Here is a 15,124-nt window from a genome sequence, read left to right on the forward strand (position 1 = left end):
CCTACGGGCTCAAATTCATTTTGAATGAAACGGACCGGATGCCTGACTGACGCATTATATATATGCCCCTCTAGCCACGTGAGTCTGCATCTTATTTCGAATAGTTATATGCATCGCGAAGTGCATTTAACATTATGATAACTATTGGTGGAGTTGGCGCAATTTACAAATAATTGCTGAAGTTTTGTTCGATGTAATCTGAAGGAGTGCAGATACAAAAAGCCCCCACCAATCGGTGAGGGCTTAATTGATTCTTGCGAGATTTGATTATTTGATGCCAGCAAAATCGCGTAGAAGTTCAGCTTTATCAGTCGCTTCCCATGGGAATTCTTCGCGACCAAAGTGGCCGTATGCTGCTGTCTTCTTGTAGATTGGTTGAAGAAGGTTCAGCATTTCTTGCAGACCGTATGGACGTAGGTCGAAGAATTGACGAACGGCTTCAATGATGATGTCGTGTGATACTTTCTCAGTACCGAACGTTTCAACCATGATAGACGTTGGATCCGCCACACCGATAGCGTATGAAAGTTGGATTTCACAACGGTCAGCCATGCCTGCAGCTACGATGTTTTTCGCTACATAACGCGCTGCATATGCTGCAGAGCGGTCTACTTTCGATGGATCTTTACCAGAGAATGCACCGCCACCGTGACGAGCTGCGCCGCCGTAGGTATCAACGATGATCTTACGACCAGTCAGACCACAGTCACCCATTGGACCGCCAATAACGAAACGACCAGTTGGGTTAATGAAGAAGTTGGTGTCTTTGCTGATCCACTCTGATGGCAGTACTGGCTTGATGATTTCTTCCATAACCGCTTCACGTAGATCAGGTGTTGATACTGAATCACAGTGCTGAGTTGAAAGAACAACAGCATCGATGCCTACGATCTTGCCTTGGTCGTACTGGAAAGTAACCTGAGACTTCGCGTCTGGACGTAGGAAGTCTAGCTTACCGCTCTTACGTACTTCAGCTTGCTTTTTCACTAGCAAGTGAGAGTAAGTAATTGGAGCTGGCATTAAAATTTCAGTTTCGTTCGTTGCGTAACCAAACATGATACCTTGGTCACCCGCGCCTTGCTCTTTAGGATCGGCTTTATCAACACCTTGGTTGATGTCTGGTGATTGCTTACCAATGGTGTTTAGAACAGCACAAGAGTTAGCATCAAAGCCCATGTCTGAGTGAACGTAACCGATTTCACGTACGGTTTCACGAGTCAGTTCTTCGATATCAACCCACGCAGAAGTTGTGATCTCACCACCTACCATAACCATGCCGGTTTTTACGTAAGTTTCACAAGCAACACGTGCCTTAGGGTCTTGCTCAAGAATAGCATCAAGAACTGCGTCAGAGATTTGGTCTGCGATTTTATCTGGATGACCTTCTGATACCGACTCAGAAGTGAACAGGTGCTTAGCCATGATAGCTCCAATCTAAAAGTTTACTCATGGCTAACTAACCCAAGCTGGCCACGAAAAATTCAATACTGTTTGTAGGTGTTTCTACATCTAGACGTCTATTTTAAATTTCCGTGTTCGAATTACAAGCTATTTTTCAGTTTGAATTCACACAGTATATTTCCCAAACGTTTGCTTTTAGTGTGGTGAATTTAAACAAAAAGCGGGATAACTAGAAAAAGATTGCGCTAAAACCTCAAAAATGGTGAGTAAAACGTTTGCAGTCGGATTTTTGCTTTGAGAGAATATTGCTCGCACTTTAACGCCCAACATGATTTGGGGTTGTGCCAACATTCCTTTATTAATTCGCTTAATGCACTCAGGAGCAGACATGTCTTCTCGTAAACATCTGGCTAATGCAATCCGCGCTCTAAGCATGGATGGCGTTCAACAAGCAAACTCTGGCCACCCAGGCGCACCTATGGGTATGGCTGATATCGCTGAAGTTCTTTGGCGTTCTCACCTAAATCACAACCCAGCAAACCCAGAGTGGGCTGACCGCGACCGTTTTGTTTTGTCTAACGGCCACGGCTCTATGCTGATTTACTCTCTACTGCATCTGAGCGGATACGAGCTGTCTATCGATGATCTTAAGAACTTCCGTCAGCTTCACTCTAAGACTCCAGGTCACCCAGAGTACGGTTACGCGCCTGGTATCGAGACAACGACGGGTCCTCTAGGTCAAGGCATCACTAACGCAGTTGGTATGGCAATGGCTGAGAAAGCACTAGCGGCTCAGTTCAACAAAGAAGGCCATGACATCGTTGATCACTTCACTTACGTGTTCATGGGCGACGGTTGTTTGATGGAAGGTATCTCGCACGAGGCTTGCTCTCTTGCTGGTACACTAGGCCTTGGCAAACTGATTGCATTTTGGGATGACAACGGCATTTCTATCGATGGTCACGTTGAAGGTTGGTTCTCTGACGACACACCTAAGCGCTTTGAAGCTTACGGCTGGCACGTAATTCCAGCTGTTGACGGTCACGACTCTGAAGCAATCAATGCTGCAATTGAAGCGGCAAAAGCGGACCCTCGTCCTACGCTTATCTGTACTAAAACTATCATCGGCTTTGGTTCTCCAAACAAATCAGGCTCTCACGACTGTCACGGTGCGCCACTAGGTGCGGAAGAAATCACAGCAGCGCGTGAATTCCTAGGTTGGGAACACCCAGCATTTGAAATCCCTGCAGATGTATACGCTGAGTGGGATGCAAAAGCGGCGGGTTCTGAGAAAGAAGCGGCTTGGAACGCGAAATTTGAAGCATACGCAGCAGCTTACCCAGCAGAAGCGGCAGAGCTTAAGCGTCGTCTGAACGGCGAACTTCCTGCACAGTGGGAAGAAAAAGCATCGGCAATCATCGCTGATCTTCAAGCAAACCCAGCGAACATCGCATCACGTAAAGCATCTCAAAACGCACTAGAAGCGTTTGGTCAAATGCTTCCAGAATTTATGGGCGGCTCTGCTGACCTAGCGCCTTCTAACCTAACTATGTGGTCTGGTTCTAAGTCTCTAGAAGCAAGCGACTTCTCTGGTAACTACATCCACTACGGTGTACGTGAATTCGGTATGACAGCGATCATGAACGGCATTGCACTACACGGCGGTTTCGTTCCTTACGGCGCAACATTCCTAATGTTCATGGAATACGCTCGTAACGCAATGCGCATGGCTGCTCTGATGAAAGTTCAGAACATCCAAGTTTACACGCATGACTCTATCGGTCTTGGTGAAGATGGCCCAACTCACCAACCAGTTGAGCAAATCGCGTCTCTACGTTTGACGCCGAACATGAGCACATGGCGCCCATGTGACCAAGTTGAGTCTGCAGTTTCATGGAAGCTTGCTATTGAACGTAAAGATGGGCCATCGGCACTTATCTTCTCTCGTCAAAACCTAGCACAGCAAGAGCGTACAGCTGAACAAGTAGCGGACATCGCAAAAGGTGCTTACGTCCTGAAAGACAGCGATGGTAAGCCTGAGCTAATCCTTATCGCGACAGGCTCTGAAGTTGAGCTAGCAGTGAAAGCTGCTGAGCAACTAACCGCTGAAGGTAAGAAAGTACGCGTTGTTTCAATGCCATCAACAGATGCATTTGACAAGCAAGACGCCGCTTACCGTGAATCTGTACTGCCATCAGACGTAACAGCACGTATCGCGGTAGAAGCGGGCATTGCAGACTTCTGGTACAAGTACGTTGGCTTTGACGGTCGCATCATCGGTATGACAACATTCGGTGAATCTGCGCCAGCTGAGCAATTGTTCGAGATGTTTGGTTTCACTGTAGAAAACGTAGTGAACACAGCAAAAGAACTATTAGCGTAATTTAGCGCTAGAAATGAAAAACCGAGCGTTAGTGCTCGGTTTTTTGTGTCTTAAATTGAGGAACGAATCTATTAATGCGTTCTCGTGTTCAATCAGTTACTATCTGTGACACGATTTTTTGGTGAGGCGAGGGAATCATGCTAAAGGTTGCGATCAATGGATTTGGACGTATCGGTCGTAATGTACTGCGAGCAGTATATGAAAGCGGTAAGCATCAACAAATTAAGGTTGTTGCGGTCAATGAACTCGCACAACCAGAAGCCATGGCGCATCTTCTTCAATATGACACCAGTCATGGCCGCTTCGGAAAAAAAATCTCTCACGATCAAGAACACCTCTACGTTCATCACGGTTCTTGTCACCATGACAGTGGCGAATATGATTCCATTCGAATTCTTCATCTTGCCGAAATTGACCTGTTACCGTGGCGTGACTTAGAGGTTGATATTGTCCTCGATTGCACGGGTGTCTACGGCTCTCAGGCTGATGGGCAAGCGCATATAGAAGCTGGTGCCAAGAAAGTGCTGTTCTCACATCCTGGTGCAAGTGATATCGATAACACGATTATTTATGGTGTGAACCACGAAACCTTAAAAGATGAACATCGTGTTGTATCGAATGGGTCATGTACCACCAACTGCATTGTACCGATCATTAAAGTGTTGGATGAGGCATTCGGAATCGAGTCTGGAACCATTACCACCATCCATTCATCAATGAACGATCAGCAAGTCATTGACGCCTATCATAACGATTTAAGACGTACTCGAGCAGCAAGCCAATCTATTATCCCTGTAGACACAAAGTTGCATAAAGGTATTGAAAGAATATTCCCGAAATTTTCTAACAAATTTGAAGCAATTTCGGTTCGAGTGCCAACGGTAAATGTGACCGCGATGGATTTAAGTGTCACAATTAGTACAAATGTGAAAGTTAATGACGTAAATCAAACCATTGTTAACGCATCTCAGTGTACATTACGTGACATTGTTGACTATACTGAATCGCCACTTGTTTCTATCGATTTCAATCACGATCCGCACAGTGCGATTGTGGATGGAACGCAAACCAGAGTGAGTAATGGGCATTTAGTTAAAATGCTTGTTTGGTGTGATAACGAGTGGGGCTTTGCGAACCGGATGTTAGACACCGCATTAGCAATGCAAGCTTCTTCACAAGTGGATCAATAATGTTGAAGAAGCGATGGAGAAAATTTTTATTTCAAGCCTTGAAATAAATTAAACGTATCTCCATATCAGTAATCAGTTTGAAGAATTAACGGGCTTGGCAGGATTGCCGAGTTTTCAAAAACTTTAATTATTAAATATTTGAGAGGACACATCATGTCTGTAATCAAGATGACTGACCTGGATCTAGCAGGTAAACGTGTATTTATCCGTGCTGACCTTAACGTGCCAGTAAAAGACGGTAAAGTAACTTCTGATGCACGTATCATCGCATCTCTTCCAACTATCAAGCTATGTCTAGAAGCTGGCGCGAAAGTAATGGTGACATCTCACCTAGGTCGCCCAACTGAAGGTGAATACGCTGAAGAGTTCTCTCTACAACCAGTAGTTAACTACCTAAACGACGCACTAGATTGCGAAGTTAAACTAGCGAAAGATTACCTAGATGGTCTAGAACTAAACGCTGGTGAGCTTGTTGTTCTTGAAAACGTTCGCTTCAACAAAGGCGAAAAGAAAAACGAAGAAGAACTATCTAAGAAGTACGCAGCACTATGTGATGTATTCGTAATGGATGCATTCGGTACGGCTCACCGCGCACAAGCTTCAACTCACGGCGTAGGCATGTTTGCTGAAGTTGCATGTGCTGGTCCTCTACTAGCTGCTGAACTAGAAGCACTAGGCAAAGCAATGAGCAACCCAGAGCGTCCTCTAGTTGCTATCGTTGGTGGTTCAAAAGTTTCTACTAAACTGACTGTTCTTGAGTCGCTATCTAAAATCGCTGACCAACTTGTTGTTGGTGGTGGTATCGCGAACACATTCATCGCAGCTGAAGGTCACAATGTAGGTAAGTCTCTGTACGAAGCTGACCTAGTTGAAACAGCACAAAAACTAATGAAAGAGTGTGCAATTCCAGTTGCGACTGACGTTGCTTGTGCAAAAGCTTTCGATGAGAACGCAGAAGCTGAAATCAAGAATGTTGCTGACGTTCAAGATGACGACATGATCTTCGACTTAGGTCCAGATTCAACGGCTGCTCTAGCTGAGATCATTGCAAACGCGAAAACTATCCTGTGGAATGGTCCTGTAGGCGTATTCGAATTCAAAAACTTCGAAGCAGGTACTAAAGGTATCTCTGAAGCAATCGCTAAGTCTGCTGCATTCTCTGTAGCAGGTGGTGGTGATACGCTAGCAGCTATCGACCAATTCGGTATTAAAGCTGACGTTTCTTACATCTCTACTGGCGGCGGTGCTTTCCTTGAGTTTGTAGAAGGTAAAGTACTTCCTGCGGTTGAAATGCTAGAAGCACGCGCAGCTAAGTAATATTCAGTAAAGCGGGAGACATCTCCCGCTTTCTTGTTTGCTGCAATGCGAAGCTAAGTCTGCTAGAATGGCCTCAGTTGTGAGCAAACGTTTGCAAGATTTTTAATTTAATAAGTTTTGTTTAAAAACGACAGATAAATAGGATTACATCCATGTCTAAGATCTTCGACTTCGTAAAACCAGGTGTTATCTCTGGCGATGACGTACAAAAAGTTTTTGAAGTAGCGAAAGAAAACAATTTCGCTCTTCCAGCAGTTAACGTTGTTAACACTGATTCTATCAACGGCGTACTTGAAGCTGCAGCTAAAGTTAAAGCTCCAGTTGTAGTTCAGTTCTCTAACGGCGGCGCTGCTTTCTTCGCTGGTAAAGGCGTGAAACTTGAAGGTCAAGGTGCTCAAATCCTTGGTGCTGTTGCTGGTGCAAAATACGTTCACGCTGTAGCTGAAGCTTACGGTGTGCCAGTAATTCTTCACACTGACCACGCTGCTAAGAAACTTCTTCCATGGATCGACGGTCTACTAGACGCTGGTGAAGAGTTCTTCGCTCAAACTGGTAAGCCTCTATTCTCTTCTCACATGATTGACCTTTCTGAAGAGTCTCTAGAAGAGAACATCGAAATCTGTGCTCAATACCTAGCGCGTATGGAAAAAATGGGTATGACTCTAGAATTTGAACTAGGTTGTACTGGTGGTGAAGAAGACGGCGTAGACAACTCTGATATGGATCAGTCTGAGCTATACACTTCTCCAGAAGACGTAGCTTACGCATACGAGAAACTAAGCCCAATCAGCCACCGTTTCACTATCGCGGCATCTTTCGGTAACGTACACGGTGTTTACCAAGCAGGTAACGTTGTACTTACTCCAACTATCCTACGTGACTCTCAAGCATACTGCGCAGAGAAATTTGGTATCGCACCAAACGCGCTAAACTTCGTATTCCACGGTGGTTCTGGTTCAACTGAAGCTGAAATCAAAGAGTCTATCTCTTACGGTGTTATCAAAATGAACATCGATACTGATACACAGTGGGCAACTTGGGACGGTATCCGTACTTACGAAGCTGAAAACCGTGATTACCTACAAGGTCAAATCGGTAACCCAACTGGTGAAGCTGCGCCTAACAAGAAATACTACGACCCACGCGTATGGCTACGTGCTGGTCAAGCGTCAATGGTTACTCGTCTAGAGAAAGCTTTCGCAGACCTAAACGCAATCGACGTACTATAATTCGTCACATTAGATTGATTTTAAACCCGCTCACATGAGCGGGTTTTTTGTGTCTGCATTTTGCTTATCGAATCTAGACTTATCGCAAATCTGCGCTTTGTTCTCAAACGTTTTATCTATGCTGACTCTAAGTTTTGAATGTCTCTGATTGGTATAAATTAGTGCGCTTTTTATATGCACTAGAGTGAGTTGAACAAAATTTTGTAGTCTGTTGCAACCTGGTGTCAAATGAATGAAAAAATGTGGCGAATTGTAATTTTGTTGCGTAATCTGTAACAGGTCAGCATCAATTATCTTTGGTAAGACACTGTTTTGCTTCTCTTTGCAAAACTTTAACTTTGCAAAATGTTGGAATTGAGATATTGTGCCAAAATTCTGACGCAGTTCAGTAAAGTTATAACGAATTTACTTCAAATAAGAACGCATAAGAATTGCGATTCATATTTTATTAGCAACTAGATTGATATCTTTTTATTTTTGAGGATACAAATTATGGCAGGTGAATCGGTGAGCATCGATACCTCTTTGACAGAAGGTCTAAATGAAGCGCATTCATGGTTGAGCAATAACTCAGACCTATTAGTGCAGTATGGCATCAACATTATCTCAGCAGTACTGATTCTATTTATTGGTAACATCATTGTTAAAATGATTGCTAATAGCGTAGCGAAAGTGCTTGATAAGAAGAATATGGACAAGGCCGTTGTTGAATTTATTCACGGCATCGTTCGTTACCTTCTTTTAGTAATTGTACTTATTGCTGCACTAAGCCGAATTGGTGTTCAAACGGCTTCAGTCGTTGCGGTAATTGGTGCGGCAGGTCTTGCTGTTGGTCTTGCTCTGCAAGGTTCGCTGTCTAACTTTGCTGCGGGTGTTCTTATTGTTGCTTTCCGTCCGTTTAAGTCAGGTGACTACGTAGAGATTGGCGGCGTGGCAGGCAGTGTAGAAGCGATTCAGATTTTCCAGACGGTTCTAAAAACACCAGACAACAAAATGGTAGTGGTTCCAAACTCTGGCGTAATTGGCGCACCTATTACTAACTACTCTCGTCACGCGACTCGTCGTGTAGACCTAGTAATTGGCGTGTCTTATAAAGCAGACCTAAAGCAAACTAAGCAAGTGATCCGCGAAACTCTAGAAAAAGACCCACGTATCTTGAAAGATCCAGATATGACAATTGGTGTGCTAGCTCTAGCCGATTCTTCAGTTAACTTCGTGGTTCGTCCATGGTGTAACACTGCTGATTACTGGGATGTTTACTTCGATTCTACTCAAGCAATCAAAGAAGCATTGGATGCAGCTGGCATCGAAATTCCATTCCCACAAATGGATGTTCACTTGAATAAAGTTGAAGCTTAATCACTTCGATTAAGAACATGAAAAAGCGAGGTATTTTCCTCGCTTTTTTTATATCTCGAGAAACGTATTGACTGATCTTATAGAGAAAATAGGGAGTTAGCGCCGTGGGGCTTTAACACTCTTATGCTAGTTAGATTTGCTCCTGAGATTAACCGTATTTAGTGATTAACTCACTTGCGAGTGCAAAGGCGATTACGAACATCATCATAGCGACAGCGATGTCGATGCCTTTTTTCACTTTCGGCTTTGATAGTGTAGGGCCTAGTTTCGCTGCGCCTAACGATAATGTATAGAACCAGACAAACGATGCCATAATGGTACCTACTGCAAAAGCGATGCGATCGTTACCCTCAAATTGGCCACCAATGGAACCTAAGATCACGACAGTATCTAAGTAAAGATGCGGATTCAATACGGTGACGGCGAGTGCGCCAAGGATAACGGTACGGCGGCCTCGAGCGACGACTTCTCCTTTCGACTCAGATGTATCAGTCGGTTTGAGTGCGCTTTTTAGTGATAGCATGCCGTAAATACTTAAAAAGGCGATACCACCTAACGTTACCGATGTAAGCAAAATTTCGTTTTGCGATAGGATTGCACCACCACCAAAGATACCCAGTGAGATAAAGATCATATCTAGAATGCTACAGATGGTTGCTGTTGTTAGATGATGTTGGCGCTTAATACCTTGGTTAAGGACATATGCATTCTGCGCACCGATCGGAATGATCATCGTCGCACCTAATCCGAATCCTTGCAATAACACCCAAAAGCTCACGATACACCTCAAAAATCAGTAATAGAACAGCAGAAGAATGGAAGATATCGCTTTCATATAAATAAGTATAATTAATGATTTTAATATATTATTAGAGATACTTATTTCGTTAAATCTATTTGGTTTATTAAGTATTGATACGGAGGTAAAGCGCGTGCGAGGATTGGATTACAAATGGGTAGAATCGTTAGATGCGGTAGTGCACTTAGGCAGTTTTGAAAGGGCTGCAGAGCATTTGTTTGTTTCTCAATCGGCTATATCTCAACGAATCAAACAACTTGAAAAGTACCTAGCGCAACCCGTACTCATTCGTGAACAACCACCTAAACCCACCCCCATAGGAAAGAAACTACTCGGGCTCTATCGCCGTGTAAGGTTGCTTGAGCATGAAATCTTACCAGAGCTGAAAAATGATACGACTACACGGCCTGTCCAGCTATCTTTAGCTACTAACGCTGACAGTTTAGCAACGTGGTTATTACCAGCTCTGCAGGATGTCATGAAACAACGCCAAGTAGAGTTAAAACTGACGATATATGGTGAATCGCGTTCGATTGAAAAGCTGAAAAGTGGTGAAGTAGCTGGAGCAATAAGCCTAGAATCGCAAGCAATTTCCGGTTGTAGAGCGGATTATCTTGGACGTATTGATTACGTTTGTGTCGCGAGTCCGGAGTTTTATCAGCGCTACTTTATGGATGGAGTGAACAATCAGACGTTATTAAATGCACCGGCGGTTTCTTATGATCAATATGATGATTTGCATAAAACGTTTTTAACTGAGCACTTTAACATTAGGCCTGACAGTGTTATTCACCATAACATCAGCAGTTCTGAAGCCTTTCTCAAGATGGCTTTGGCGAGTGTTGCCTATTGTTTGATCCCTAGATTGCAGATTACCGACGAGCTAGAAAAAGGCACTTTGATTGATATTACGCCCGGATTTTTGATGTCTTATCGAATCTACTGGCATCATTGGCAGTTAGAAACAGGGGTACTGCAAGAAATATCTCAAGCGATTGTGGGGTATGCTCAAACACATTTGCCACAATAAGTTCCCTTATTTTCGATAACTTACCACGAAGTAACACAGTCAAAGTTGTGTTAGAAGTCGATGAAGATACTTGGATAATTATTAGAAGTTTCTATGATGAAGTTATAGAACGTCACTCTGCCTCATCTAGAGCTCATCGTTAGGTATTCACCGCACGCTGGAGAGAGTGATCTTCGTCTTTCAATATGGATGGATGTATCAAATGAAACTGTCTTCAATTTTATTGGCTTCAGCACTGAGTTTTTCTAGTGCTTCTGTATTTGCTTACGATGTACCTAACTTTGCGCACGTTAACACGACTGGCTATGGAGAGGTTGTTGCCACACCTGATATGGCGACCTTTTCGGTAAAAGTGGTAGATACAACAATGACGGCGGAGCAAGCAAAGCAATCTGTCGACAAAACGGTAGAGACATTTCTGAATAGCTTAGCCGATGCGGGTCTATCAAAAGATAACATTACCAGCTCTAATCTGTACTTGGCCCCGCAATATCACTATCCGAAATCAGGGAAGTCTGAATTAGTCGGCTATCGTGCTTCTCGTAGTATTGATGTAACGGTAGAAGATCTAGCGAACTTAAATCAATACTTGGATATGGCTTTGAAAGCGGGCATCAACCAAGTCGATAACATCCAACTGAAAGTGAGCAATCAGGAAGAGTACCAACAAAAAGCGCGCATGGCAGCGATTAAAGATGCTCAGAGTAAAGCGGCATCTTTAGCAACAGGTTTTGATAAGAAACTTGGGGATGTTTGGCAAATTAACTATAACCAAATGAACACTCGTCCAATTTTGTTGCGCTCAATGGCAATGGATGCAAAACAAAGCTCTAATGGCTACCAAGACTCGACACTGGTCATTCGCGACCAAGTGGATGTGGTTTACAAGCTCAAGTAATCTCAGCCATAGCAAACAGCAGGTCATTCTGGCGGGTTATAACGCTTAGATAAAAGCAACAAGTAGAAAGGCAGGGTATCCCCTGCCTTTTGTGTGTTCGCCTATTAGTGATTAGTGAAGGATGCGAGCGCGAATAGTGCCCTCGATGCTTTTTAGTTTCACTAGTGCCTCTTCTGCACGAGAGGTTTCTACGTCGATTACCACATAACCAATTTCTGATGCTGTCTGTAGATACTGACCTGCGATGTTAATGCTTTCTTCTGCGAAGATGGTGTTAATTTGCGTCAGGATACCTGGGCGGTTTTTGTGAATGTGCAGTAGGCGAGAACATTCGCGATGTTCTGGCAATGATACTTCAGGGAAATTCACACTTGATAGTGTGGAGCCGTTATCTGAGTATTTCGCTAGCTTACCTGCGACTTCAACGCCAATGTTTTCCTGTGCTTCTTGCGTTGAGCCACCAACATGTGGCGTCAGGATGACGTTGTCGAATTTTTGTAGTGGCGATTCAAATGAATCTGCATTTGTCTGAGGTTCTACCGGGAATACATCAATGGCAGCGCCTGAAATATGTCCGGACTCTAAGCTATGACATAACGCTGGGATATCGACGACCGTGCCGCGAGCGGCATTGATGAAAATCGCGCCTGGCTTCATGCGGGCAAACTCTTCTTCACCCATCATATTTTTGGTGTCTGGTGTTTCAGGAACGTGCAGAGAAATCACATCACACTTATTGAGTAGTTCGCTCATCGTAAAGACTTGCGTAGCGTTACCGAGCGACAGTTTATTTTCAATGTCGTAGTAGTAAACGCGCATCCCTAAGTTTTCTGCAATGATCCCTAGTTGCGTACCAATATGACCATAACCAATGATACCTAGACGCTTACCGCGAGCTTCATAAGAGCTGTCTGCGCTTTTCTTCCAAACCCCACGGTGTGCAAGTGCATTTTTCTCTGGAATGCCACGAAGGAGCAGCAGGATTTGACCCAGTACCAACTCCGCCACACTGCGTGTGTTTGAGAACGGTGCGTTAAAAACAGGTACACCACGTCGAGCTGCTGCGTTTAGATCAACTTGGTTGGTGCCGATACAAAAACAGCCAATCGCAACTAACTTGTTTGCCGCATTGATGACTTCTTCTGAAAGGTTGGTGCGGGAGCGGATACCGATGAAATGAACATCTTTGACTGCTTCAATCAGTTCCTCTTCAGAAAGGGAGCCTTTGTGATATTCAATGTTGCTGTAGCCAGCCGCTTGAAGAACTTCAACAGAAGATGGGTGAAGTCCCTCGAGCAAGAGGATTTTTATTTTTTCTTTATCCAGTGAAATTTTGGCCATTTTCTCGTCCTTAAAATGGAAAGGTGGGCTAATGTGGCGCACATAAAGCAAAACCATTAAAGAGGGAATAATTAACAGTTTTGTTGGAAGACAAACGTTTCCCTGTGCGTATTCTGCTCAATAAAGTAGCAAAAAAAAATCACTTTGGGTAAGAAAATTACGGAATAAGGTAGGTGTTTGTTAGAAAAAGGGAAGAAAAAACGGTGCATTGAGCACCGTTTGTAATGAAATAACAGAAAACTTAAACCACTAAAGGAATTATTCTTCTATTTTTGCACCCTCTGGTGTGCCAGTGATAACCACATCTGCACCACGATGAGCGAATAAGCCAACTGTCACAACACCAGCGATGCCATTGATCTTATCTTCCATCTCTTTTGGATTCGTGATTTGCATGTTGTGTACATCTAAGATCACGTTGCCGTTATCTGTCACGACACCCTCACGGTATGCAGGATCACCACCAAGTTTCACTAATTCGCGAGCAACGTAAGAACGCGCCATAGGAATGACTTCCACAGGAAGAGGGAATTGGCCAAGAACGTCAACTGCTTTTGTGCCATCAACGATACAAACAAATTTGTTTGAGATAGCGGCTACGATTTTTTCACGAGTCAGTGCAGCACCGCCGCCTTTGATCATTTCGCGATCTGCGTTGATTTCATCTGCACCGTCAACGTAGATATCAAGCATCGCAACGTCATTGCACTCATACACTTCAATGCCAAGCTCTTTTAAACGCTCAGTTGAAGCAACAGAGCTAGAGACTGCGCCTTTGATGTCATCTTTGATACTGCCTAGGGCATCGATGAAGTGATTCACGGTAGAGCCAGTACCAACACCGACAATGCTGCCTTTCTCAACATATTTAAGTGCTGCCCAACCAGCCGCTTTTTTCATTTCATCTTGGGTCATGCCAATCTCCTGAATAGATGTTCGTTAACGTTTGCGGCGTGATTATAGCGGCTTATTTGGCACTTTCCCATTGCCAGATTTGGCTTGGAGTCACGATCTTAGGTAAAGGAACATCCCAATGTGCAGTAGGTAAAAGATCGACACGCTGACAATCGTGGGCAATACCAATAGGTTTTGCTCCAAGTCCGGTATTAAACCAGTGGGAAAGGGTGCGGTCATAATAGCCTCCGCCCATTCCAAGGCGATGACCAAGGCTATCGAAACCCACTAAAGGCGTGCAGATTAAATCGAGTTCGTGGATAGGCTTAAGATGACGAATATCGAGCTTAGGCTCCAGAATGCCGTATTTGTTGTAAACCAATTGGTCATCGTGTAGATACTGTAAAAACAGCAGTTGCCCTTTAGAGAATGGGTGGATCACTGGGAGGTAAATGGACTTACCTTGTTGCCATAACCATTCAATCAGCGGCTTGGTGTCAAGCTCACCATCGGCTGAGAGGTAAAGTGCGATGTGCTGAGCGCGTTGAATTTCAGGCAATTGTGAAAACTGAGTAATCAGATCGAGCCCAGCTTGGAACTGAGTGTCACTACACAGCGCATTGCGTTTTTCACGAATAAGTTTGCGGAAATCTTGTCGAGATAGGTCTGACATAGAGGAATACCCCAGGGTGCCGTTGAGGATTGTGGCCCTTGAACAGCTGGTTCAAGGCGGATCAGCAATGATAACCGTAGGCTTCTCGGTACGAGCCAAGCTTGCTCAATAGCTATCAAGTACTAACCCTTTGGTATTGCTTATCGGCTCAGGGACTTAAATCCAACTGACAAACACCCCAGGGTAAATTTGGTATCTACTGCTGTCCTTGCGTTACTTTGCTAAGTGCGTTTTCTAAAGACGCGGTGAGCTTTTCCATTCGCTCCGTTATTTCTTGTTGCTGGCCACTCGATTCGTATGACTTGGTATGAAGTTCATAACAAATGTTCAGTGCCGCGAACGTTAATAGCTGAATTTCATTGGTTACCTTAGTACGTTCACTCATCTCTTGCAATCGGCGATCAAGATCTTTTGCCGCTGTCATCAGTGATTCTTCTTGCCCTGTTGGACAATTCACTCGTGTCATTTTGCCAAGGATTTCAACGTCGACCGCTTGATTGCTCATGATGAATAAACTCTATATTCGCGCTATCTAAGGCATTGCTTCATACAACTGCCGAGGAGGAAACTATAGAAAAACCTCTATTAAGATTCAAGCATTTCCCATCAC

14 protein-coding genes and 1 other RNA gene are annotated in these 15,124 nt (G+C 44.0%); 7 read left to right on the plus strand and 8 right to left on the minus strand.

What is annotated here, in order from left to right; all coding sequences use genetic code 11:
• Positions 1-267: 267 nt before the first annotated feature.
• Positions 268-1,422: a methionine adenosyltransferase gene (gene metK / locus KHN78_RS10160; RefSeq protein WP_128810146.1), complete on the minus strand. Its 1,155-nt coding sequence runs from the start codon at positions 1,420-1,422 to the stop codon at positions 268-270.
• Between the two features lie 174 nt (positions 1,423-1,596).
• On the minus strand, positions 1,597-1,791 hold the full coding sequence (locus KHN78_RS10165; protein ID WP_128810147.1) for a hypothetical protein: 195 nt from the start codon (positions 1,789-1,791) through the stop codon (positions 1,597-1,599).
• On the opposite strand from KHN78_RS10165, the gene tkt reads away from it, so the two are divergent.
• The 5 genes from tkt to mscS all read left to right on the plus strand — a co-directional run bounded on the left by tkt (position 1,790) and on the right by mscS (position 8,879).
• Positions 1,790-3,784, plus strand: a complete 1,995-nt coding sequence (gene tkt, locus KHN78_RS10170; protein ID WP_211915953.1) for a transketolase — start codon at positions 1,790-1,792, stop codon at positions 3,782-3,784. The two genes, KHN78_RS10165 and tkt, sit on opposite strands and share 2 nt — an antisense overlap.
• A gap of 137 nt (positions 3,785-3,921) precedes the next feature.
• The gene (epd, locus tag KHN78_RS10175; protein WP_211915954.1) at positions 3,922-4,974 is read left to right on the plus strand and encodes an erythrose-4-phosphate dehydrogenase; all 1,053 of its coding nucleotides are present in this window, start codon (positions 3,922-3,924) and stop codon (positions 4,972-4,974) included.
• A gap of 153 nt (positions 4,975-5,127) precedes the next feature.
• Positions 5,128-6,291 (plus strand): phosphoglycerate kinase, encoded by a 1,164-nt coding sequence (locus tag KHN78_RS10180; RefSeq protein WP_128810150.1) that lies wholly within the window; start codon positions 5,128-5,130, stop codon positions 6,289-6,291.
• Positions 6,292-6,443: 152 nt separating this feature from the next.
• The gene (fbaA, locus tag KHN78_RS10185) at positions 6,444-7,520 is read left to right on the plus strand and encodes a class II fructose-bisphosphate aldolase (RefSeq protein ID WP_128810151.1); all 1,077 of its coding nucleotides are present in this window, start codon (positions 6,444-6,446) and stop codon (positions 7,518-7,520) included.
• 492 nt (positions 7,521-8,012) lie between these two features.
• The gene (gene mscS, locus KHN78_RS10190) at positions 8,013-8,879 is read left to right on the plus strand and encodes a small-conductance mechanosensitive channel MscS (protein ID WP_128810152.1); all 867 of its coding nucleotides are present in this window, start codon (positions 8,013-8,015) and stop codon (positions 8,877-8,879) included.
• Positions 8,880-9,027: 148 nt separating this feature from the next.
• Here mscS and KHN78_RS10195 read toward each other — a convergent pair whose 3' ends face one another.
• Positions 9,028-9,657, minus strand: a complete 630-nt coding sequence (locus tag KHN78_RS10195) for a LysE/ArgO family amino acid transporter (RefSeq protein WP_211915955.1) — start codon at positions 9,655-9,657, stop codon at positions 9,028-9,030.
• Between the two features lie 154 nt (positions 9,658-9,811).
• On the opposite strand from KHN78_RS10195, the gene KHN78_RS10200 reads away from it, so the two are divergent.
• Together KHN78_RS10200 and KHN78_RS10205 are read left to right on the plus strand one after the other, a co-directional pair.
• Positions 9,812-10,708, plus strand: coding sequence for a LysR family transcriptional regulator ArgP (locus tag KHN78_RS10200; RefSeq protein WP_211915956.1), 897 nt, complete (start codon positions 9,812-9,814; stop codon positions 10,706-10,708).
• Between the two features lie 202 nt (positions 10,709-10,910).
• A complete protein-coding gene (locus KHN78_RS10205; RefSeq protein ID WP_211915957.1) occupies positions 10,911-11,606 on the plus strand; it encodes an oxidative stress defense protein in 696 nt (231 codons plus the stop codon).
• A gap of 111 nt (positions 11,607-11,717) precedes the next feature.
• On the opposite strand, the gene serA is transcribed toward KHN78_RS10205, so the two are convergent.
• The 5 genes from serA to KHN78_RS10230 form a co-directional block, all read right to left on the minus strand.
• Positions 11,718-12,947, minus strand: coding sequence for a phosphoglycerate dehydrogenase (gene serA / locus KHN78_RS10210; RefSeq protein WP_211915958.1), 1,230 nt, complete (start codon positions 12,945-12,947; stop codon positions 11,718-11,720).
• 258 nt (positions 12,948-13,205) lie between these two features.
• Complete coding sequence (gene rpiA / locus KHN78_RS10215; RefSeq protein ID WP_211915959.1) at positions 13,206-13,862, minus strand: ribose-5-phosphate isomerase RpiA; 657 nt, start codon at positions 13,860-13,862, stop codon at positions 13,206-13,208.
• 52 nt (positions 13,863-13,914) lie between these two features.
• Positions 13,915-14,514, minus strand: a complete 600-nt coding sequence (locus KHN78_RS10220) for a 5-formyltetrahydrofolate cyclo-ligase (protein ID WP_211915960.1) — start codon at positions 14,512-14,514, stop codon at positions 13,915-13,917.
• Positions 14,515-14,518: 4 nt separating this feature from the next.
• Positions 14,519-14,702: non-coding RNA, 6S RNA (gene ssrS, locus KHN78_RS10225), on the minus strand.
• A gap of 8 nt (positions 14,703-14,710) precedes the next feature.
• Positions 14,711-15,019: a cell division protein ZapA gene (locus tag KHN78_RS10230; protein WP_128810159.1), complete on the minus strand. Its 309-nt coding sequence runs from the start codon at positions 15,017-15,019 to the stop codon at positions 14,711-14,713.
• Positions 15,020-15,124: the final 105 nt, after the last annotated feature.

It is taken from the genome of Vibrio sp. B1REV9, from assembly GCF_905175395.2.
Classification (GTDB): domain Bacteria; phylum Pseudomonadota; class Gammaproteobacteria; order Enterobacterales; family Vibrionaceae; genus Vibrio; species Vibrio alfacsensis.

Coding starts and splice junctions, on each gene's coding strand:
- metK (WP_128810146.1), bottom strand. CDS start 1,422: ATGGCTAAGCACCTGTTCACTTCTGAGTCGGTATCAGAAGGTCATCCA.
- tkt (WP_211915953.1), top strand. CDS start 1,790: ATGTCTTCTCGTAAACATCTGGCTAATGCAATCCGCGCTCTAAGCATG.
- KHN78_RS10165 (WP_128810147.1), bottom strand. CDS start 1,791: ATGTCTGCTCCTGAGTGCATTAAGCGAATTAATAAAGGAATGTTGGCA.
- epd (WP_211915954.1), top strand. CDS start 3,922: ATGCTAAAGGTTGCGATCAATGGATTTGGACGTATCGGTCGTAATGTA.
- KHN78_RS10180 (WP_128810150.1), top strand. CDS start 5,128: ATGTCTGTAATCAAGATGACTGACCTGGATCTAGCAGGTAAACGTGTA.
- fbaA (WP_128810151.1), top strand. CDS start 6,444: ATGTCTAAGATCTTCGACTTCGTAAAACCAGGTGTTATCTCTGGCGAT.
- mscS (WP_128810152.1), top strand. CDS start 8,013: ATGGCAGGTGAATCGGTGAGCATCGATACCTCTTTGACAGAAGGTCTA.
- KHN78_RS10205 (WP_211915957.1), top strand. CDS start 10,911: ATGAAACTGTCTTCAATTTTATTGGCTTCAGCACTGAGTTTTTCTAGT.
- serA (WP_211915958.1), bottom strand. CDS start 12,947: ATGGCCAAAATTTCACTGGATAAAGAAAAAATAAAAATCCTCTTGCTC.
- rpiA (WP_211915959.1), bottom strand. CDS start 13,862: ATGACCCAAGATGAAATGAAAAAAGCGGCTGGTTGGGCAGCACTTAAA.
- KHN78_RS10220 (WP_211915960.1), bottom strand. CDS start 14,514: ATGTCAGACCTATCTCGACAAGATTTCCGCAAACTTATTCGTGAAAAA.
- KHN78_RS10230 (WP_128810159.1), bottom strand. CDS start 15,019: ATGAGCAATCAAGCGGTCGACGTTGAAATCCTTGGCAAAATGACACGA.